Source organism: Escherichia sp. MOD1-EC6162 (assembly GCF_002965125.1).
Classification (GTDB): domain Bacteria; phylum Pseudomonadota; class Gammaproteobacteria; order Enterobacterales; family Enterobacteriaceae; genus Escherichia; species Escherichia marmotae.
This window is the reverse complement of record NZ_PTSB01000001.1, coordinates 227,185-246,178: the sequence shown is the minus strand read 5'-3', so window position 1 is coordinate 246,178 and position 18,994 is coordinate 227,185. Positions and strand designations below refer to the sequence as shown.

At 49.6% G+C, this 18,994-nt stretch carries 18 protein-coding genes and 6 tRNA genes; 14 read left to right on the top strand and 10 right to left on the bottom strand.

The window, feature by feature from the left end; all coding sequences use genetic code 11:
- Positions 1-149: 149 nt before the first annotated feature.
- The 3 genes from zipA to A9587_RS01170 all read left to right on the top strand — a co-directional run bounded on the left by zipA (position 150) and on the right by A9587_RS01170 (position 3,448).
- Positions 150-1,142 carry a cell division protein ZipA gene (gene zipA, locus A9587_RS01180; RefSeq protein ID WP_105263360.1) on the top strand — a complete coding sequence of 331 codons (993 nt, stop codon included), beginning with the start codon at positions 150-152 and terminating at the stop codon, positions 1,140-1,142.
- A gap of 70 nt (positions 1,143-1,212) precedes the next feature.
- The gene (ligA, locus tag A9587_RS01175) at positions 1,213-3,228 is read left to right on the top strand and encodes an NAD-dependent DNA ligase LigA (RefSeq protein WP_000443718.1); all 2,016 of its coding nucleotides are present in this window, start codon (positions 1,213-1,215) and stop codon (positions 3,226-3,228) included.
- A 1-nt stretch (position 3,229) separates the two neighbouring features.
- Positions 3,230-3,448, top strand: a complete 219-nt coding sequence (locus A9587_RS01170) for a DUF3820 family protein (RefSeq protein ID WP_000410201.1) — start codon at positions 3,230-3,232, stop codon at positions 3,446-3,448.
- On the opposite strand, the gene A9587_RS01165 is transcribed toward A9587_RS01170, so the two are convergent.
- A complete protein-coding gene (locus A9587_RS01165; RefSeq protein ID WP_000765619.1) occupies positions 3,445-4,440 on the bottom strand; it encodes a bile acid:sodium symporter family protein in 996 nt (331 codons plus the stop codon). The genes A9587_RS01170 and A9587_RS01165 overlap by 4 nt on opposite strands.
- A gap of 89 nt (positions 4,441-4,529) precedes the next feature.
- Between A9587_RS01165 and A9587_RS01160 the strand changes: the two genes are divergently transcribed.
- Complete coding sequence (locus A9587_RS01160) at positions 4,530-5,456, top strand: LysR family transcriptional regulator (protein ID WP_016249038.1); 927 nt, start codon at positions 4,530-4,532, stop codon at positions 5,454-5,456.
- 38 nt (positions 5,457-5,494) lie between these two features.
- Here the strand turns inward: A9587_RS01160 and A9587_RS01155 are convergent, their stop codons facing one another.
- Entirely contained in the window at positions 5,495-6,259 is a 765-nt protein-coding gene (locus tag A9587_RS01155; RefSeq protein WP_000716416.1) for a nucleoside-specific channel-forming Tsx family protein, read from the bottom strand.
- A 248-nt stretch (positions 6,260-6,507) separates the two neighbouring features.
- On the opposite strand from A9587_RS01155, the gene xapA reads away from it, so the two are divergent.
- Genes xapA through xapR form a run of 4 tightly spaced genes read left to right on the top strand, consistent with a single transcriptional unit; the run spans position 6,508 to position 9,793 of the window.
- A complete protein-coding gene (gene xapA / locus A9587_RS01150) occupies positions 6,508-7,341 on the top strand; it encodes a xanthosine phosphorylase (protein ID WP_000084579.1) in 834 nt (277 codons plus the stop codon).
- A 59-nt stretch (positions 7,342-7,400) separates the two neighbouring features.
- On the top strand, positions 7,401-8,657 hold the full coding sequence (gene xapB / locus A9587_RS01145) for a xanthosine/proton symporter XapB (RefSeq protein ID WP_105263359.1): 1,257 nt from the start codon (positions 7,401-7,403) through the stop codon (positions 8,655-8,657).
- Between the two features lie 52 nt (positions 8,658-8,709).
- Positions 8,710-8,868 carry a DUF1427 family protein gene (locus A9587_RS01140; RefSeq protein ID WP_000651752.1) on the top strand — a complete coding sequence of 53 codons (159 nt, stop codon included), beginning with the start codon at positions 8,710-8,712 and terminating at the stop codon, positions 8,866-8,868.
- A gap of 40 nt (positions 8,869-8,908) precedes the next feature.
- A complete protein-coding gene (xapR, locus tag A9587_RS01135) occupies positions 8,909-9,793 on the top strand; it encodes a DNA-binding transcriptional regulator XapR (RefSeq protein WP_001516822.1) in 885 nt (294 codons plus the stop codon).
- A gap of 109 nt (positions 9,794-9,902) precedes the next feature.
- Here xapR and A9587_RS01130 read toward each other — a convergent pair.
- The 4 genes from A9587_RS01130 to A9587_RS01115 form a co-directional block, all read right to left on the bottom strand.
- A tRNA-Lys gene (locus A9587_RS01130) sits at positions 9,903-9,978 on the bottom strand.
- A 4-nt stretch (positions 9,979-9,982) separates the two neighbouring features.
- Positions 9,983-10,058, bottom strand: a tRNA-Val gene (locus tag A9587_RS01125).
- A gap of 46 nt (positions 10,059-10,104) precedes the next feature.
- Positions 10,105-10,180, bottom strand: a tRNA-Val gene (locus A9587_RS01120).
- Positions 10,181-10,224: 44 nt separating this feature from the next.
- Positions 10,225-10,300: transfer RNA gene (locus A9587_RS01115), tRNA-Val, on the bottom strand.
- 258 nt (positions 10,301-10,558) lie between these two features.
- Between A9587_RS01115 and gltX the strand changes: the two genes are divergently transcribed.
- A complete protein-coding gene (gene gltX, locus A9587_RS01110; protein WP_001516821.1) occupies positions 10,559-11,974 on the top strand; it encodes a glutamate--tRNA ligase in 1,416 nt (471 codons plus the stop codon).
- A 57-nt stretch (positions 11,975-12,031) separates the two neighbouring features.
- Here the strand turns inward: gltX and A9587_RS01105 are convergent, their stop codons facing one another.
- Positions 12,032-12,424: a MerR family transcriptional regulator gene (locus tag A9587_RS01105; protein WP_000826489.1), complete on the bottom strand. Its 393-nt coding sequence runs from the start codon at positions 12,422-12,424 to the stop codon at positions 12,032-12,034.
- A 1-nt stretch (position 12,425) separates the two neighbouring features.
- Positions 12,426-12,785: a YfeC-like transcriptional regulator gene (locus A9587_RS01100; protein ID WP_000472019.1), complete on the bottom strand. Its 360-nt coding sequence runs from the start codon at positions 12,783-12,785 to the stop codon at positions 12,426-12,428.
- A 220-nt stretch (positions 12,786-13,005) separates the two neighbouring features.
- Between A9587_RS01100 and A9587_RS01095 the strand changes: the two genes are divergently transcribed.
- The 3 genes from A9587_RS01095 (at position 13,006) to A9587_RS01085 (ending at position 15,593) form a co-directional block, all read left to right on the top strand.
- A tRNA-Ala gene (locus A9587_RS01095) sits at positions 13,006-13,081 on the top strand.
- Between the two features lie 39 nt (positions 13,082-13,120).
- Positions 13,121-13,196: transfer RNA gene (locus tag A9587_RS01090), tRNA-Ala, on the top strand.
- Positions 13,197-13,403: 207 nt separating this feature from the next.
- Positions 13,404-15,593 carry a bifunctional diguanylate cyclase/phosphodiesterase gene (locus A9587_RS01085; RefSeq protein ID WP_001516819.1) on the top strand — a complete coding sequence of 730 codons (2,190 nt, stop codon included), beginning with the start codon at positions 13,404-13,406 and terminating at the stop codon, positions 15,591-15,593.
- A 53-nt stretch (positions 15,594-15,646) separates the two neighbouring features.
- Here A9587_RS01085 and nupC read toward each other — a convergent pair whose 3' ends face one another.
- Positions 15,647-16,849 (bottom strand): nucleoside permease NupC, encoded by a 1,203-nt coding sequence (nupC, locus tag A9587_RS01080; protein ID WP_001516818.1) that lies wholly within the window; start codon positions 16,847-16,849, stop codon positions 15,647-15,649.
- Between the two features lie 298 nt (positions 16,850-17,147).
- On the opposite strand from nupC, the gene A9587_RS25600 reads away from it, so the two are divergent.
- Both A9587_RS25600 and A9587_RS01075 read left to right on the top strand, forming a co-directional pair.
- Complete coding sequence (locus tag A9587_RS25600; RefSeq protein WP_420842036.1) at positions 17,148-17,207, top strand: hypothetical protein; 60 nt, start codon at positions 17,148-17,150, stop codon at positions 17,205-17,207.
- Positions 17,188-18,426 carry an Nramp family divalent metal transporter gene (locus A9587_RS01075; protein ID WP_000186376.1) on the top strand — a complete coding sequence of 413 codons (1,239 nt, stop codon included), beginning with the start codon at positions 17,188-17,190 and terminating at the stop codon, positions 18,424-18,426. The genes A9587_RS25600 and A9587_RS01075 overlap by 20 nt, the downstream gene beginning before the upstream one ends.
- Before the next feature lie 142 nt (positions 18,427-18,568).
- Here A9587_RS01075 and ypeC read toward each other — a convergent pair whose 3' ends face one another.
- Complete coding sequence (gene ypeC / locus A9587_RS01070; protein ID WP_000490087.1) at positions 18,569-18,895, bottom strand: DUF2502 domain-containing protein YpeC; 327 nt, start codon at positions 18,893-18,895, stop codon at positions 18,569-18,571.
- Positions 18,896-18,994: the final 99 nt, after the last annotated feature.

Here is an 18,994-nt window from a genome sequence, read left to right as displayed (position 1 = left end):
TATGTTCGAAAAAACAGCAAAAAGCACGATTTCATCTATCTTTGTGCTGTGAAAGTTAAGAGTGCACTTGCACTTGAGGTAATCGGCAAATACTCTTAGTGAGTAAATGTTTGCCGTGGTGGCAAGGTGTTAGAACAACAGAGAATATAATGATGCAGGATTTGCGTCTGATATTAATCATTGTTGGCGCGATCGCCATAATCGCTTTACTGGTACATGGTTTCTGGACCAGCCGTAAAGAACGATCTTCTATGTTCCGCGATCGGCCATTAAAACGAATGAAGTCAAAACGTGACGACGATTCTTATGACGAGGATGTCGAAGATGATGAGGGCGTTGGTGAGGTTCGTGTTCACCGCGTAAATCATGCCCCGGCTAACGCCCTGGAGCATGAGGCTGCTCGTCCGTCGCCGCAACACCAGTACCAACCGCCTTATGCGTCTGCGCAGCCGCGTCAACCGGTTCAGCAGCCGCCTGAAGCGCAGGTATCGCCGCAACATGCTCCGCATTCAGCGCATCCTGTTCAGCAACCACAGCCAGTACAGCAGCCGGCCTACCCGCCGCAGCCTGAACAGCCTGTTGCTTCGCAGGTACAGTCAGCTCCGCAGCCGACACAGCCAGCGCCACAACCGGCGCAGCAGGCTTTCCAGACTGCGGAACCCGTAGCAGCACCGCAGCCTGAGCCTGTGGCTGAACCGGTGCCTGTCATGGATAAGCCGAAGCGCAAAGAAGCGGTGATCATTATGAACGTCGCAGCGCATCACGGTAACGAGCTGAATGGTGAACTGCTTCTTAACAGCATTCAGCAGGCGGGCTTTATCTTTGGCGATATGAATATTTACCATCGTCATCTTAGCCCGGACGGCAGTGGCCCGGCGTTATTCAGCCTGGCGAATATGGTGAAACCGGGAACATTTGATCCTGAAATGAAGGATTTCACTACACCGGGTGTCACTATCTTTATGCAGGTGCCGTCTTATGGTGATGAACTGCAAAACTTCAAGCTGATGCTGCAATCTGCGCAGCATATCGCTGATGAAGTGGGCGGCGTGGTGCTTGATGATCAGCGCCGTATGATGACTCCGCAGAAACTGCGCGAGTATCAGGACATCATCCGCGAAGTGAAAGACGCTAACGCCTGATACACTTAAATTAAATCAACTTCTCTTCGAACCCCCGCTTGTCGGGGGTTTTTAGCATTGATGGTGCGATATGGAATCAATCGAACAACAACTGACAGAACTGCGAACGGTGCTTCGTCATCATGAATATCTTTATCATGTGATGGATGCGCCGGAAATTCCTGACGCTGAATACGATCGCCTGATGCGCGAACTGCGCGAGCTGGAAGCCAAACATCCAGAACTGATTACCCCTGATTCACCCACTCAACGTGTAGGTGCAGCACCGTTAGCGGCTTTCAGCCAGATCCGTCATGAAGTACCGATGCTGTCGCTGGATAACGTTTTTGATGAAGAGAGTTTTCTTGCTTTCAACAAACGCGTTCAGGATCGTCTGAAAAGTAACGAAAAAGTGACCTGGTGCTGTGAGCTGAAGCTCGATGGCCTTGCCGTCAGCATACTGTATGAGAATGGCGTACTGGTGAGTGCAGCAACCCGTGGCGATGGCACTACCGGGGAAGACATCACATCTAACGTCCGTACTATTCGCGCCATTCCGCTGAAACTACACGGTGAGAATATCCCGGCGCGTCTGGAAGTGCGTGGTGAAGTGTTCCTGCCGCAGGCGGGCTTCGAAAAGATCAACGAAGATGCGCGACGCACGGGCGGAAAAGTGTTTGCTAACCCACGTAATGCGGCGGCAGGTTCATTGCGTCAGCTTGATCCGCGTATCACAGCCAAGCGGCCGCTCACTTTCTTCTGCTACGGCGTTGGCGTGCTGGAAGGCGGTGAGCTGCCAGATACTCATCTTGGTCGTTTACTGCAATTTAAAAAGTGGGGATTACCGGTCAGCGATCGCGTCACGTTATGCGAATCGGCGGAAGAGGTGCTGGCGTTCTACCATAAAGTAGAAGAAGACCGCCCGACGCTGGGCTTTGATATCGACGGCGTGGTAATTAAGGTCAACTCCCTGGCGCAGCAGGAACAGCTTGGCTTTGTTGCGCGCGCCCCTCGTTGGGCAGTGGCGTTTAAATTTCCGGCACAGGAGCAGATGACTTTTGTGCGTGACGTCGAGTTTCAGGTTGGGCGTACTGGCGCGATTACGCCTGTTGCACGTCTCGAACCTGTCCATGTCGCGGGTGTGCTGGTGAGCAACGCCACCCTACACAATGCCGATGAAATCGAACGTCTTGGCTTACGTATTGGCGATAAAGTGGTGATTCGCCGTGCTGGCGACGTGATCCCGCAAGTGGTTAACGTGGTGCTTTCTGAACGCCCGGAAGATACTCGTGAGGTAGTATTCCCGACGCATTGCCCGGTATGCGGTTCTGACGTGGAACGAGTGGAAGGCGAGGCTGTGGCTCGCTGTACTGGTGGTTTGATTTGCGCCGCCCAGCGTAAAGAGTCGCTGAAACACTTTGTTTCCCGTCGCGCGATGGACGTTGACGGTATGGGAGACAAAATCATCGACCAGTTGGTTGAAAAAGAATATGTCCATACGCCTGCGGATCTGTTCAAGTTAACGGCGGGTAAGCTCACCGGGCTGGAGAGAATGGGGCCGAAATCGGCGCAAAACGTGGTTAACGCACTGGAAAAAGCGAAAGAAACCACCTTTGCCCGCTTCCTTTATGCGCTTGGCATACGCGAAGTCGGTGAGGCAACGGCATCAGGTCTGGCGGCATATTTCGGCACGCTGGAAGCGCTGGAAGCGGCTTCGATTGAAGAGCTGCAAAAAGTGCCCGATGTTGGAATTGTCGTCGCATCTCATGTGCACAACTTCTTTGCCGAAGAAAGTAACCGTAATGTCATCAGTGAACTGCTGGCGGAAGGCGTTCACTGGCCTGCGCCGGTAGTCATCAACGCGGAAGAGATCGACAGCCCGTTTGCTGGTAAAACGGTGGTGCTCACGGGTAGCTTAAGTCAGATGTCGCGTGATGACGCTAAAGCTCGCCTGGTCGAACTGGGCGCGAAAGTGGCGGGCAGCGTGTCGAAGAAAACCGACCTGGTGATTGCCGGAGAAGCCGCAGGTTCTAAACTGGCGAAAGCGCAGGAACTGGGCATTGAAGTGATCGACGAAGCTGAAATGCTGCGTTTGCTGGGCAACTGAGATGGAAAAAGAGCAGTTGATTGAAATAGCCAATACGATAATGCCGTTTGGCAAGTACAAAGGGCGTCGCTTAATTGACCTGCCGGAGGAGTATCTGCTGTGGTTTGCCCGCAAAGATGAATTTCCGGCAGGGAAACTCGGTGAGCTAATGCAAATCACGCTGCTGATTAAAACGGAGGGGCTGACGCAACTGGTCCAGCCCCTGAAGCGCCCGCTTTAAACCTTTCCGTGGCTTTCCTGCTGCGACTGTAACTGCCCGGTCTGGCGCTTGTAACGACGCGCCAGTACCGCGCAAACCATCAGTTGGATCTGATGGAAAATCATCAATGGCAGCACCATCATACCGATCACCGATGTCGGGAACAGAATGTTTGCCATTGGGATACCATTCGCCAGACTCTTTTTCGAGCCACAGAAGACGATAGTGATTTCATCCGCCTTATTGAAACCCAGTCGGCGCGCCATAAAGACGTTAATCACAATCACAATAGCCAACAGCACGCAACTAACCACCACAATAAACAATAGCGATCCCCAGCCGACTTTATGCCAGATACCGTTAACGACTGCTTCGCTAAATGCCGTATAAACCACCAACAGAATGGATGTTTGATCGGTTTTCGCAATCCACTTTTTATTGCGCGCCACCCAGTTACCAATCCACGGGCGGGAAAGATGCCCCAACACAAACGGCAGCAACAGTTGCAGCATAATCTTACCGACCTGCTCGAGGCTACCCTCTGCACCGTGAACATTCATCACCACACCAACCAGCAACGGCGAAAGGAAAATCCCCAGCAGACTGGATGCTGACGCAGAGCAAACTGCAGCCGCGACATTACCACCCGCCATTGAGGTAAAGGCAATTGCGGACTGCACGGTAGCCGGAAGAATGCACAGATAGAGAAAACCGGAGTAGAGCATCGGGTCGACATTTACCGGTTTCCACCAGGCAAACAGTACGCCCAGAATTGGGAACAGCACGAAGGTGCTGCACATTACCCACAAATGTAGCCGCCAGTGACTACCGCCAGCGATAATCGCTTCACGCGACAATTTTGCGCCGTGCATAAAGAACAGCAGGGCAATAGCTGCCGTAGTCAGATTTTCAAAGAACGGGACGAAATCGCCTCTGGCCGGGAAGAAGGAAGCCAGTAATACCACTGTGATCAGGGTTAAGGTGAAAGGATCGAGGATACGAAAAAGTTTCATAAAGACTCCAGATGATCGATGGTTCTATTGTGCTTCTTCCAGTTTGAGAAATAAAATTGATTTATTGCATCCATTTATGAAGAAAATAGATGAATTATTCTTTAAAACAATTAAAGGTTTTCGTCACAGTAGCGCAGGAGAAAAGTTTTAGTCGCGCAGGAGAGCGTATTGGCCTGAGCCAGTCGGCAGTGAGTCACAGTGTGAAGGAGCTGGAAAACCATACGGGTGTTCGCCTGCTGGACAGAACCACGCGTGAAGTGGTGCTTACAGATGCAGGGCTGCAGTTGGCTTTGCGTCTTGAGCGACTGCTGGATGAACTAAACAGCACGTTGCGCGATACCGGGCGTATGGGGCAACAACTGAGCGGAAAAGTTCGGGTCGCTGCCAGCCAGACCATTTCCGCGCATCTTATTCCGCAATGCATTGCTGAAAGCCATCGCCGCTATCCAGATATTCAGTTTGTCCTGCACGATCGTCCGCAGCAGTGGGTGATGGAAAGTATTCGCCAGGGAGATGTCGATTTTGGCATCGTCATCGATCCAGGCCCAGTGGGCGATCTGCAATGTGAAGCGATTCTTTCCGAGCCTTTCTTCTTGCTTTGCCATCGCGATAGCTCTCTGGCCGCGGAAGATTATGTACCCTGGCAGGCATTACAGGGAGCGAAACTGGTGTTGCAGGATTACGCGTCAGGCAGCCGACCGCTGATTGATGCAGCGCTGGCGCGCAACGGTATTCAGGCGAATATTGTGCAGGAGATTGGTCATCCGGCGACGTTGTTCCCGATGGTAGCCGCAGGCATCGGCATCAGTATTCTTCCCGCACTGGCGCTGCCATTACCTGAAGGTAGCCCACTAGTGGTAAAGCGTATTACGCCGGTGGTGGAACGCCAGTTGATGTTGGTGCGCAGGAAGAACCGTTCACTTTCCACTGCCGCTGAAGCGTTATGGGATGTGGTACGAGACCAGGGTCATGCGCTAATGGCTGAGCGGGAAGGGGATCCGTTGTATCAGATATAGAATGAATTCATACTGCCGGGAGCCCCGGCAGTAATTAATCAGAAGTTAAATTTGATGGAGTAGATTATCGCATCCTGGTAAAAATCTTCGCCCAGTTTGTCATCCGCATATCGATACTGAATCCCCGTAGTGATGTGTGATGTTGCATTCCACCACAGTGCAACTGCGCCGTTCAGCCCTTCTTTACCGCCATTACCCGTCGCATAGGTAGCGTCACGGTCAAACTCGTACTCGTTCCAGTTGGTGAGAGTGAATTTCTCACTGCCCAGCATAAAGTTGTAACCTGCAACCCAGCCGGCTACATAGCCGTTGTTGCCAGTGTAATAGGTTTGATCTGTATAACGCTTAGCAAAGAACGGTTTGAACCACCAACCGCTGCCGGTGAAATTGTAGCCGACACCGTACAGGAACATATCGTCGTGGAAATTCACGCGATTTGCAGATCCGTAGGTACCATACGCGTGCAGGTAAAGATTAAATCCGGTGTCACCCAGGTAAATACGGTTGGTATTTTTAAAGGTATAACGCTGCTCGCTACCTGGTTTATTATGGCGACCGTTATAGAAGTTTTCCCAGTCGAAGAACCCGTACATTTCTCCCCAATTAAAGTTAGCGCCACCTTCAATTTCAAGATAACCAAAATCATCTTTGTGTGATTTTGTTGACGATTTTTCGGTAGTCCGACTGGTCCAGTCCAGATAATGCACGCCGATATCTGCAAAACCGCCTTTAAATTCTGCATGAGATATAACAGGTATCGCTAATATAGAGGATAGAGTCAGAGTTAAAAGATGTTTTTTCATAGCATAAATCCCTATGCTGATCGTTATTAGTAGATTGCTTAATAAAGTGGTTTGTTAAAAACGATATATTGTTAATGCAAAGGAATTAATATCGCCAATACAGTTTTTACCATTGATTAATAGAGAAAAGATATAAATCCATCGATATCGAATCGCTATTGAATGCGTGAGAAAAGTGTATTGGTAAGAACCGGGACAACCTCGCTATAAAAAGGCGTTAGATTCCACCCTACAGAAAAAGGATATATATGTCTCAGGTTCAATTTTCTCATAACTCGCTGTTTTGCGTAGATATTATCAAGACTTATAAACCTAATTTCACGCCACGAGTGGCCTTTATTTTAGGTTCCGGGCTGGGCGCGCTGGCCGATCAGATTGAGAACGCTGTCGCAATTTCCTACGAAAAGCTGCCAGGTTTCCCGGTAAGTACGGTACATGGTCATGCGGGGGAGTTAGTGCTGGGCCATCTCCAGGGCGTACCGGTGGTATGTATGAAAGGTCGCGGACATTTCTACGAGGGTCGTGGAATGACCATCATGACTGACGCAATTCGTACCTTTAAGCTGCTGGGCTGCGAGCTACTGTTCTGCACCAATGCGGCAGGCTCACTGCGTCCGGAAGTGGGGGCAGGCAGCCTGGTCGCATTGAAAGATCATATCAACACCATGCCAGGTACGCCGATGGTGGGTCTTAACGATGATCGTTTTGGAGAGCGTTTCTTCTCACTGGCAAATGCCTACGATGCGGAATACCGCGCACTGTTACAAAAAGTGGCGAAAGAAGAGGGATTCCCTCTGACTGAGGGCGTGTTCGTCTCGTATCCGGGGCCGAATTTCGAGACTGCGGCGGAAATTCGCATGATGCAAATTATTGGTGGGGATGTTGTTGGTATGTCTGTGGTGCCTGAGGTTATTTCAGCTCGCCATTGCGACCTTAAAGTAGTTGCGGTCTCTGCGATTACCAATATGGCGGAAGGTTTAAGCGATGTGAAATTGTCACATGCCCAAACGCTGGCGGCTGCGGAGCTCTCTAAGCAGAACTTCATCAACCTTATTTGCGGCTTTCTGCGCAAAATTGCCTGAGAAAAACAATAAGAAACGGCCTCGCGGGTGAGGCCATATGATGCGACAAGGAAACGATTATGAGCATCGCTATGCGCTTAAAGGTAATGTCCTTTTTGCAATATTTTATCTGGGGGAGCTGGTTGGTTACCCTTGGATCTTACATGATTAATACCCTTCATTTCACCGGCGCGAACGTCGGTATGGTCTATAGCTCCAAAGGTATCGCCGCGATCATTATGCCCGGTATTATGGGGATCATCGCGGACAAATGGCTGCGCGCTGAACGTGCATATATGCTGTGTCATCTGGTGTGCGCTGGCGTACTTTTTTATGCGGCGTCGGTGAGTGATCCGGATACGATGTTTTGGGTGATGTTAATTAATGCGATGGCATTTATGCCGACTATCGCATTATCGAACAGCGTCTCGTATTCCTGTCTTGCTCAGGCAGGGCTTGACCCCGTATCTGCTTTCCCGCCCATTCGCGTTTTTGGTACGGTAGGATTTATTGTCGCGATGTGGGCGGTCAGCTTACTGCATCTGGAATTGAGCAGCCTGCAGTTGTATGTTGCGTCTGGTGCGTCATTGCTGCTGTCGGCTTATGCGCTGACTTTGCCTAAGATTCCGGTTGCGGAGAAAAAATCGACCACGTCGCTTGCCAGCAAGCTGGGTCTGGATGCTTTCGTGCTGTTTAAAAATCCACGCATGGCCATCTTTTTCCTCTTTGCCATGATGCTGGGTGCGGTACTGCAAATTACCAACGTTTTTGGTAATCCATTCCTGCATGATTTCGCCCGTAACCCGGAGTTTGCTGATAGCTTCGTGGTGAAATATCCCTCCATTTTACTGTCAGTTTCACAGATGGCTGAAGTCGGTTTCATTTTGACGATTCCGTTCTTTTTGAAGCGTTTTGGCATCAAAACCGTCATGCTGATGAGTATGGTGGCCTGGACGCTGCGCTTTGGCTTCTTCGCCTATGGAGATCCGTCACCAACCGGCTTTATTTTGCTGCTGCTGTCGATGATTGTTTACGGCTGTGCATTTGATTTCTTCAATATTTCTGGTTCGGTATTTGTCGAACAGGAAGTTGATTCCAGCATCCGTGCCAGCGCGCAGGGGCTCTTTATGACCATGGTAAATGGTGTCGGCGCATGGGTTGGCTCGATTCTGAGTGGTATGGCAGTAGATTACTTCTCGGTAGATGGCATAAAAGACTGGCAAACTATCTGGCTGGTGTTTGCAGGATATGCTCTTTTTCTCGCAGTGATATTTTTCTTTGGGTTTAAATATAATCATGACCCTGAAAAGATAAAGCATCAAGCGGTGACTCATTAAAAGGATTCGCAGCTCTGCTCTTCAGAGCTGCTTTTATGATAAAGGTTAATTAGTGAAAGATATTTTATTTTCTTCCGGCGTTGGTTTTGGTATTGGTGCTTTATTTACAATCGTGCGCTTGCCTATTCCTGTACCAAATGTATTACCGGGTATATTATCCATTGTGTTTATGTATGTCGGATATCTGGTGGTGAAATACTTTATGCCATGATAATTTAATACGATGTATTTATTATATGGAGCACTTAATTATGGAACGCGTATACAGAACAGATCTTAAGTTGCTCCGTTATTTTCTTGCCGTAGCGGAAGAGTTGCATTTTGGCCGCGCAGCAGCGCGTTTAAATATGTCTCAGCCTCCGCTCAGTATTCATATTAAAGAGCTGGAAAATCAACTCGGCACGCAGCTTTTTATTCGCCATTCGCGCAGCGTCGTACTGACACACGCGGGCAAAATCTTGATGGAAGAATCGCGTCGATTGCTGGTGAATGCAAATAATGTATTGGCTCGGGTTGAACAAATAGGTCGGGGAGAAGCAGGGCGGATTGAACTCGGCGTAGTGGGAACGGCAATGTGGGGACGGATGCGCCCGGTTATGCGGCGATTCCTCAGGGAAAATCCTAACGTTGAAGTTCTTTTTCGCGAAAAGATGCCCGCGATGCAAATGGCCCTGCTGGAACGACGTGAACTCGATGCCGGGATCTGGCGAATGGCGACAGAACCACCGGCAGGTTTTACCAGCTTACGGTTGCATGAATCGGCGTTTCTGGTGGCGATGCCTGAAGAGCATCATCTCTCATCATTTTCCACCGTCCCACTGGAGGCGCTACGTGACGAGTATTTTGTTACAATGCCGCCTGTGTACACTGACTGGGATTTTTTGCAGCGAGTTTGCCAGCAGGTGGGATTTTCACCGGTTGTTATTCGCGAAGTTAATGAACCGCAAACGGTACTCGCCATGGTCAGTATGGGTATTGGTATCACATTGATAGCGGACAGCTACGCACAAATGAACTGGCCAGGTGTCATTTTCCGTCCGCTCAAAGAGCGTATCCCTGCGGATTTATATATTGTTTATGAAACACAGCAGGTGACGCCTGCGATGGTTAAGCTGTTGGCAGCATTGACACAGTAGGTGAGGGGACAGGAATTGCCGGAAATAGTAGGTGTGATAAGTGAAGCGCATCAGGCAATTTCGCAAATCACAGATAGCAAAAAAGCGCCTTTAGGGCGCTTTTTTACATTGGTGGGTCGTGCAGGATTCGAACCTGCGACCAATTGATTAAAAGTCAACTGCTCTACCAACTGAGCTAACGACCCGAAGTGGTGGGTGATGACGGGATCGAACCGCCGACCCCCTCCTTGTAAGGGAGGTGCTCTCCCAGCTGAGCTAATCACCCACTTCGGTACTTCACATTTTTACAAGAAATTTAGCTGGCGAGAAAGTGGTGGGTGATGACGGGATCGAACCGCCGACCCCCTCCTTGTAAGGGAGGTGCTCTCCCAGCTGAGCTAATCACCCATTTCTCAATTTCTTGCTACACGGCGGAGACTACATAAAGTAGTTGGTGGGTGATGACGGGATCGAACCGCCGACCCCCTCCTTGTAAGGGAGGTGCTCTCCCAGCTGAGCTAATCACCCCCGCTGTGTGGAGTCGCATTATAGGGAGAGTTCAAAATGAGTCAACGCCTTTTCCAAAGAAATTGTTCGTTCGTCGTAAATTTAAGCAGGATGATCGCAAAACAGACCGTGTTGCGCAATTTCTCAACGAAAACAATAATGCATCATGTAGCAACCCGAACTACATTGAGGAATCAGGCTGGAGTGATAGAATATCGCCCACTCAATTTTTCCAGGATTTGCCGGTTGTCGGCATCTTTCTAAACGTAAGGCCATTTCATGAAAATCAAAACTCGCTTCGCGCCAAGCCCAACAGGCTATCTGCACGTTGGCGGCGCGCGTACTGCTCTTTACTCCTGGCTTTTTGCACGTAACCACGGTGGTGAGTTTGTGCTGCGTATTGAAGACACCGATCTTGAGCGTTCCACGCCGGAAGCTATCGAAGCCATTATGGATGGCATGAACTGGCTGAGTCTGGAGTGGGATGAAGGTCCGTACTTCCAGACCAAACGTTTTGATCGCTATAACGCGGTTATCGATCAGATGCTGGAAGAGGGGACGGCCTATAAATGCTACTGCTCTAAAGAGCGTCTGGAAGCACTGCGTGAAGAGCAGATGGCAAAAGGCGAGAAGCCGCGTTATGACGGTCGCTGCCGCCACAGTCATGAACATCATGCTGATGATGAACCGTGCGTCGTGCGTTTTGCTAATCCGCAGGAAGGTTCCGTTGTTTTTGACGATCAGATCCGTGGTCCGATCGAGTTCAGTAACCAGGAGCTGGATGATCTGATTATCCGCCGTACCGATGGTTCTCCGACCTATAACTTCTGTGTGGTTGTTGATGACTGGGATATGGAAATCACCCACGTAATCCGTGGTGAAGACCATATCAACAATACACCGCGTCAGATCAACATTCTGAAAGCCCTGAAAGCGCCAGTACCTGTTTACGCGCACGTTTCTATGATCAACGGTGATGACGGTAAAAAACTGTCCAAACGCCACGGCGCGGTCAGCGTAATGCAGTATCGCGACGATGGTTACCTGCCAGAAGCGTTGCTGAACTATCTGGTACGTCTGGGCTGGTCCCACGGCGATCAGGAAATCTTCACCCGTGAAGAAATGATCAAATACTTCACCCTGAACGCGGTTAGCAAATCTGCCAGTGCGTTTAACACAGACAAACTGCTGTGGCTAAACCATCATTACATTAACGCGTTGCCGCCGGAGTATGTCGCTACTCATTTACAGTGGCATATCGAGCAGGAAAATATTGATACCCGCAACGGCCCGCAACTGGCGGAACTGGTGAAACTGCTGGGTGAACGCTGCAAAACCCTGAAAGAGATGGCACAAAGTTGCCGTTATTTCTACGAAGATTTTGCCGAGTTTGATGCTGATGCAGCGAAAAAACATCTGCGCCCGGTCGCTCGCCAGCCGCTGGAAGTGGTACGTGACAAACTGTCTGCAATTACTGACTGGACGGCTGAAAATGTTCACCACGCTATTCAGGCAACTGCGGATGAGCTGGAAGTGGGTATGGGCAAAGTCGGTATGCCGCTGCGCGTAGCTGTTACCGGTGCGGGTCAGTCTCCGGCGCTGGATGTTACGGTTCACGCAATTGGCAAAGCACGCAGCATTGAGCGCATCAATAAAGCGCTGGCATTTATTGCTGAACGCGAAAACCAGCAGTAATTAATACTTAAAAGATAAACGGCAGGAGATAATATCCTGCCGTTTTTTACTTATTATTTATGCTGATTCGTCAATGTCGAGACGGGCAAGGAAATTGCGAATCCCTTCACGCGATAAAAACTGCGCAACTTTTTCTTGCTCACTATGAGTCATATTGTCTATCGCGCTGATTATTTGCCGGTAAGCCGGAGTTCGCATACCAGGTGCGTATTCAGCAAGAGGTTCTTCGGCCTCGAGAAAAACCGGCGTGTTATGGAAGGCCGGTGTGTTTTGAATAAACTCGCAAACCTGCGTATCGATCAGAATAAGTCTGGCACGGCCGCCCTTCACGCCGGGAAATTTTTCCGTTTTCCAGCCTTTTTCTCTAATCCAGCGGTTAACGGTTTGTTTAGCCACGCCGAGGCATTCCGCCAGTTCTTCGGTGGTCATTTTATTGCGTAATCTTTTCATATTATTTGCTGTTGCGAATCCCTAAGCGTTGTAATAACCCGATAATCCCTTCCCGCAGAAGCAAGGATGTAAACTGTTTTTGTTCAGTTGCCGTCATCTCTTTCGCCAGCGTCGCTAACAGCACTTCAAGCGGCGCATCGCCAGACAGGGCGGGTATTTCTCCCTGACACTGTGGGCGTTCTGCATTGCGAATATATTCACGAACCTGTTCATTGATGTGTACCAGTCGGGCCTTGCCACCCTGGACGCCTGGTTTTGGTGATGTCGTCCAGCCTTCCTTGCGTACCCATTTATTAATGGTCTGGCGGCTATAACCGGTCAGTCTGGCAAGTTCATCTGGCGTCATCCTCTCCTTGAACATAACAATTCCCTGAATAGTTGTGGGTCTATTAAGTGTTCATTTTATAGCATCAATTTACAGGAAACCGTGATATGAATAACTACTGAATGCGAGACGTAATCCAAAAATGTTCATTTGCCTGATTTTTCAGCGATTGAAACCAGGTGCTGCAATTTGCCGTTGACACATAAGGGCGGAATTCATATGATGCCGCCCGTCAACTCGACAAGCTTTACGTGACGGGGCTATAGCTCAGCTGGGAGAGCGCTTGCATGGCATGCAAGAGGTCAGCGGTTCGATCCCGCTTAGCTCCACCAAATTTTGCACCCAGCAAATTTGGTACGTAAACGCCTCGTGGGGCTATAGCTCAGCTGGGAGAGCGCTTGCATGGCATGCAAGAGGTCAGCGGTTCGATCCCGCTTAGCTCCACCAAATTTCAAACCCTCGCTGCGAAGCGGGGGTTTTTTGTCTCTGCTTTTTGCCGCTTTTGTAATACAGTCCACGCCCGGGTTAGCGCCGCCTGGTGAAAACATCACTGGACAAAAAAACAGCAGCAGGCCGGCCCCTGTTTGCTTCGCGATGCGAATAAACTTATTATTTGTGTGCCTGAAAAACCCGATCAGTGAGAGTAGTGTACTCATGTTTGTGGAGCATAACCTGATAAAAAATATCAAGATATTCACACTGGCGTTTACGCTCACCGTGGTACTTATTCAGCTATCTCGTTTTATTTCGCCACTTGCAGTTATCCATTCCAGTTATATCTTTCTGGCGTGGATGCCTCTGTGCGTAATGCTGTCAATAGTGTTCATCTTTGGCTGGCGTGGTGTCGTTCCCGTTTTATGCGGGATGTTTTGCACTAATCTGTGGAATTTTCATCTCTCATTTTTGCAAACCGCTGTCATGCTTGGCAGCCAGACTTTCGCTGTGTTGTGTGCCTGTGCAATATTACGCTGGCAGTTGGGAACGCGTTGGCGTTATGGCTTGACCACCCGAAACGTCTGGCAACGTCTCTTCTGGCTTGGTTTGGTGACGCCGATCGGCATCAAATGCAGCATGTATCTTGTAGGCAACTTCTTTGATTTCCCGCTAAAAATATCGACATTTTTCGGGGATGCAGATGCTATTTTCACGGTCGTTGATTTGCTTAGCCTTTTCACTGCGGTGTTGATTTACAACATGTTCTTTTACTATCTCACTCGCATGATTGTAAGTCCCCACTTTGCGCAGATATTGTGGCGCAGAGATATCGCACCGTCACTGAACAAAGAGAAACGTGCATTTACCTTAAGCTGGCTTGCTGTTCTTACCGTGCTGCTACTTCTGATGTGTACGCCTTATGAAAACGACTTCATTGCCGGTTATCTGGTGCCCGTTTTCTTTATCATCTTTACTCTTGGTGTCGGTAAGCTTCGCTATCCGTTTTTAAATCTCACCTGGGCTGTCTCGACTCTTTTCCTCCTGAATTACAACCAGAACTTTTTACAAGGGGTGGAAACAGAATATTCGCTGGCATTTATTCTGGCGGTACTGATTTCTTTTAGCGTTTGCCTGCTCTACATGGTGCGCATTTATTATCGTAGTGAATGGCTTAACCGTCGCTGGCATTTGCAGGCGCTGACCGACCCTTTAACGCTATTACCCAACTTTCGCGCGTTGGAGCAATCGCAAGAGCAAGAGGCCGGAAAGAGTTTTTGCTGCCTGCGTATTGATAATCTTGAGTTTATGAGTCGTCATTACGGTCTGGTGATGCGCGTTCATTGCATCCGCTCAATTTACCGTACACTGCTACCGTTGATGCAGGAAAACGAAAAGTTGTATCAACTACCGGGCAGTGAATTGCTGCTGGTACTGACCGGGCCGGAAACGGAAGGGCGGCTACAGCATATGGTTAATGTCCTCAATAGTCGGCAGATTCACTGGAACAACACCGGCCTGGATATGGGCTACGGCGCGGCCTGGGGGCGTTTTGATGGCAATCAGGAAACCCTGCAGCCCATGCTGGGGCAGTTAAGCTGGCTGGCGGAACAATCCTGCGTTCATCATCACGTTCTGGCGTTGGATAATCGAGAGGAGATGGCGTCCGGGCAGACTACCAAACAGGTGCTATTGCTGAACACCATTCGTAAAGCATTAGATAATGGTGATTTGCTTCTCTACGCCCAGCCCATTCGTAACAAAGAGGGACAAGGCTATGATGAGATCCTTGCTCGTCTGAAATATGACGGCGGCATTATGACGCCGGATAAATTTCTGCCACTTATCGCCCAGTTTAACCTAAGCGCGCGTTTCGATTTGCAGGTGCTGGAATCCCTGTTGAAGTGGCTGGCAACTCACCCTTGTGACAAAAAAGGACCGCGATATTCGGTAAATTTAATGCCGCTCACTCTGCTACAAAAAAATATCGCCGGACGGATTATTCGCCTGTTTAAGCGTTATCACATCTCCCCGGAGGCTGTCATTCTCGAAATCACCGAGGAGCAGGCGTTTTCTAACGCAGAAAGCAGTATGTATAACATTGAACAACTGCATAAATTTGGCTTCCGTATTGCGATTGATGACTTTGGCACTGGCTATGCCAACTACGAGCGGTTAAAACGTTTGAAGGCCGATATCATCAAGATTGATGGCGTCTTTGTGAAAGATATCGTCACGAACACGCTGGATGCGATGATTGTGCGCTCGATTACCGATCTGGCGAAAGCGAAGTCGTTAAGTGTGGTTGCAGAGTTTGTAGAGACGCAACAGCAGCAAGCGCTATTGCATAAACTTGGGGTGCAATATCTGCAAGGATATTTAATTGGTCGCCCGCAGCCATTAGTTGATTAGCAGGGATAAAAAAGCCGGGGATAAATAATCCCCGGCTTTTTTAATGGATTGCCTTACAGCACCAGTGCTGCGATTGATGCAGAAAGCACACTCACCAGCGTAGAACCATAAACCAGTTTCAGACCGAAACGAGAAACCACGTTACCTTGCTCTTCGTTCAGACCTTTAACCGCGCCCGCGATAATCCCGATAGAAGAGAAGTTAGCGAAGGATACCAGGAACACAGAGATGATGCCTTCAGCACGCGGAGAGAGCGTAGAGGCAATTTTCTGCAGATCCATCATCGCAACGAATTCGTTGGAAACCAGTTTGGTCGCCATGATGCTGCCTACTTGCAGTGCTTCACTGGAAGGAACACCCATCACCCATGCAATCGGATAGAAGATGTAGCCCAGGATGCCCTGGAAGGAGATGCTGTAGCCAAACCAGCCAGTCACGGTAGCAAACAGGGCGTTCAGTGCTGCGATCAAGGCGATAAAGCCGATTAGCATTGCTGCAACGATAATGGCTACTTTGAAGCCCGCCAGAATGTACTCACCCAGCATTTCGAAGAAGCTCTGACCTTCGTGCAGGTTGGACATCTGAATGTTTTCTTCGCTGGCATCAACACGGTACGGGTTGATCAGCGACAGTACGATAAAGGTGCTGAACATGTTCAGTACCAGCGCTGCAACCACGTATTTCGGTTCCAGCATCGTCATGTATGCGCCAACGATGGACATCGACACGGTGGACATCGCCGTGGCTGCCATAGTGTACATACGATTACGGGAGATTTTGCCGAGGATATCTTTATAGGCGATAAAGTTCTCGGACTGACCCAGAATCAGGGAGCTGACGGCGTTAAAAGATTCCAGCTTGCCCATTCCGTTGACTTTGGAAAGCAGGAAGCCAATCGCGCGGATAATCACCGGCAACACGCGAATGTGCTGGAGAATACCGATCAATGCAGAGATAAAGACGATTGGGCACAGCACTTTCAGGAAGAAGAACGCCAGGCCTTGATCATTCATGCTACCAAAGACAAAGTTAGTACCTTCGTTGGCAAACCCGAGCAGTTTTTCAAACATTTCGGAGAAGCCTTTCACGAAGCCCAGACCAACGTCAGAGTTCAGGAAGAACCACGCCAGTAACACTTCGATAACAAGCAGTTGAATTATATAACGGATACGAATTTTTTTGCGGTCGCTGCTTGCCAGCAATGCGAGAATCGCAACAACGGCTAGTGCCAGTACAAAATGAAGGACGCGGTCCATATTTGCTCCAAATATGAGGCAGGTTAAGTTTCCGTGCACATTCTATGTAACATGGTTAAGGAAAACGAGATCTGACACACACTATAATGATGTCCTGTGACAAGCTTCAAAAATAGTGAGCTGTTATACATTTCTGCTATGTTGTGTATGGAAGCTGAAAGTTATGTAAATGTGCTAACATTAAACATAATCATAACATTTAACTCATCAATCTTTTCGTAGTCATAATCCTGGCCTATCAGAGAAATCACCCTAATCCAATTAAATGAATTTGATAATCATTCTCGTTTAGCATAGCATGAAACATAGCAAAGGCTATGTTTTAGAGGCACAACAAGATGACAAACTATCGCGTTGAGAGTAGCAGTGGACGGGCGGCGCGCAAGATGAGGCTCGCATTAATGGGACCTGCGTTCATTGCAGCGATTGGTTATATCGATCCCGGTAACTTTGCGACCAATATTCAGGCGGGAGCCAGCTTCGGCTATCAACTGCTATGGGTTGTTGTCTGGGCGAACCTGATGGCGATGCTGATTCAGATTCTTTCAGCCAAACTGGGGATAGCCACCGGTAAAAATCTGGCAGAGCAAATCCGCGATCACTACCCGCGCCCCGTAGTGTGGTTCTATTGGGTTCAGGCGGAAATTATTGCGATGGCGACCGACCTGGCGGAATTTATTGGCGCAGCGATCGGTTTCAAACTGATTCTTGGTGTTTCGTTGTTGCAGGGGGCGGTGCTGACGGGTATCGCGACTTTCCTGATTTTAATGCTGCAACGTCGCGGGCAAAAACCGCTGGAGAAAGTGATTGGCGGGCTACTGCTGTTTGTCGCCGCGGCTTACATTGTCGAGCTGATTTTCTCTCAGCCTAACCTGGCGCAGTTGAGTAAAGGGATGGTGATTCCGAGTTTACCAACCTCGGAGGCGGTCTTCCTGGCGGCTGGCGTGTTAGGGGCGACGATTATGCCGCACGTGATTTATTTGCACTCTTCGCTCACTCAGCATTTACATGGTGGTTCGCGTCAACAACGTTATTCCGCCACCAAATGGGATGTGGCTATTGCCATGACTATTGCCGGTTTTGTTAATCTGGCGATGATGGCAACGGCTGCCGCCGCGTTCCATTTTTCCGGTCATACGGGGGTCGCTGATCTTGACGAAGCCTACCTGACGCTGCAACCGCTGTTAAGCAATGCTGCCGCGACGGTCTTTGGTTTAAGTCTGGTGGCGGCGGGGCTTTCGTCAACGGTGGTGGGAACATTGGCGGGGCAGGTAGTGATGCAGGGATTCATTCGCTTCCATATTCCGCTGTGGGTGCGCCGTACCGTGACCATGTTGCCATCTTTTATTGTTATTCTGATGGGGCTGGATCCGACGCGGATTCTGGTCATGAGTCAGGTGCTGCTAAGTTTTGGTATTGCCCTGGCGCTGGTGCCACTGTTGATTTTCACCAGTGACAGTAAGTTGATGGGCGATCTGGTTAACAGCAAATGGGTTAAACAAACCGGTTGGGTGATTGTAGTACTGGTGGTCGCGTTGAATATCTGGCTGCTGGTGGGAACGGCACTGGGGTTGTAGTTCAACTGGCGTCGCATGTGGTGCCACTGGCGGATGCGGCGTAAACACCTTATCCGCCCTACGTGTTTAATGGCGCGGGTTTGTGGGCCTGATAAGACGCGCCAGCGTCGCATCAGGCATCGTACTCCATTGGCGAATGTGTTTAATGACGGTGCCCATGTCCACGACCTTTTCCGCGATGATCATCACGGTCGCGCCAGCCTTCGCGGTAGCCTCGTTCATACGCTTTACGCTTATCCCAGCCACGGTGGTATCCATTATCGTGACGCCACCAGCGGTTTTTACGCCATTCGTAATTACGGTGCCAGTAATCACGGTCGCGCCAGTGACCACCGTCCCAATAATTACCGTAATGATCGCGATCGCCAATTTGTAATTTTATCGATGGCAGTAGGGTAATTTCACCTGCGTTTGCCGCAAGTGGGGTAAATACCATCAGGGCGGCCGCCAGAAACAGTGACCTGAACATTGTTATTCTCCTTCACGATCGAAGCCGTCAGCGGCCTGTTAACGCAATATTACGGGGAGGTAAAGCCCCGTTTCATCGCCATAACTCTTAAATCGTGAG

Coding starts and splice junctions, on each gene's coding strand:
- nupC (WP_001516818.1), bottom strand. CDS start 16,849: ATGGACCGCGTCCTTCATTTTGTACTGGCACTAGCCGTTGTTGCGATT.
- gltX (WP_001516821.1), top strand. CDS start 10,559: ATGAAAATCAAAACTCGCTTCGCGCCAAGCCCAACAGGCTATCTGCAC.
- A9587_RS01075 (WP_000186376.1), top strand. CDS start 17,188: ATGACAAACTATCGCGTTGAGAGTAGCAGTGGACGGGCGGCGCGCAAG.
- xapA (WP_000084579.1), top strand. CDS start 6,508: ATGTCTCAGGTTCAATTTTCTCATAACTCGCTGTTTTGCGTAGATATT.
- A9587_RS01105 (WP_000826489.1), bottom strand. CDS start 12,424: ATGAAAAGATTACGCAATAAAATGACCACCGAAGAACTGGCGGAATGC.
- A9587_RS01155 (WP_000716416.1), bottom strand. CDS start 6,259: ATGAAAAAACATCTTTTAACTCTGACTCTATCCTCTATATTAGCGATA.
- A9587_RS01160 (WP_016249038.1), top strand. CDS start 4,530: ATGAATTATTCTTTAAAACAATTAAAGGTTTTCGTCACAGTAGCGCAG.
- A9587_RS01100 (WP_000472019.1), bottom strand. CDS start 12,785: ATGTTCAAGGAGAGGATGACGCCAGATGAACTTGCCAGACTGACCGGT.
- A9587_RS01085 (WP_001516819.1), top strand. CDS start 13,404: ATGTTTGTGGAGCATAACCTGATAAAAAATATCAAGATATTCACACTG.
- A9587_RS01170 (WP_000410201.1), top strand. CDS start 3,230: ATGGAAAAAGAGCAGTTGATTGAAATAGCCAATACGATAATGCCGTTT.
- zipA (WP_105263360.1), top strand. CDS start 150: ATGATGCAGGATTTGCGTCTGATATTAATCATTGTTGGCGCGATCGCC.
- xapR (WP_001516822.1), top strand. CDS start 8,909: ATGGAACGCGTATACAGAACAGATCTTAAGTTGCTCCGTTATTTTCTT.
- xapB (WP_105263359.1), top strand. CDS start 7,401: ATGAGCATCGCTATGCGCTTAAAGGTAATGTCCTTTTTGCAATATTTT.
- ypeC (WP_000490087.1), bottom strand. CDS start 18,895: ATGTTCAGGTCACTGTTTCTGGCGGCCGCCCTGATGGTATTTACCCCA.
- A9587_RS01165 (WP_000765619.1), bottom strand. CDS start 4,440: ATGAAACTTTTTCGTATCCTCGATCCTTTCACCTTAACCCTGATCACA.
- ligA (WP_000443718.1), top strand. CDS start 1,213: ATGGAATCAATCGAACAACAACTGACAGAACTGCGAACGGTGCTTCGT.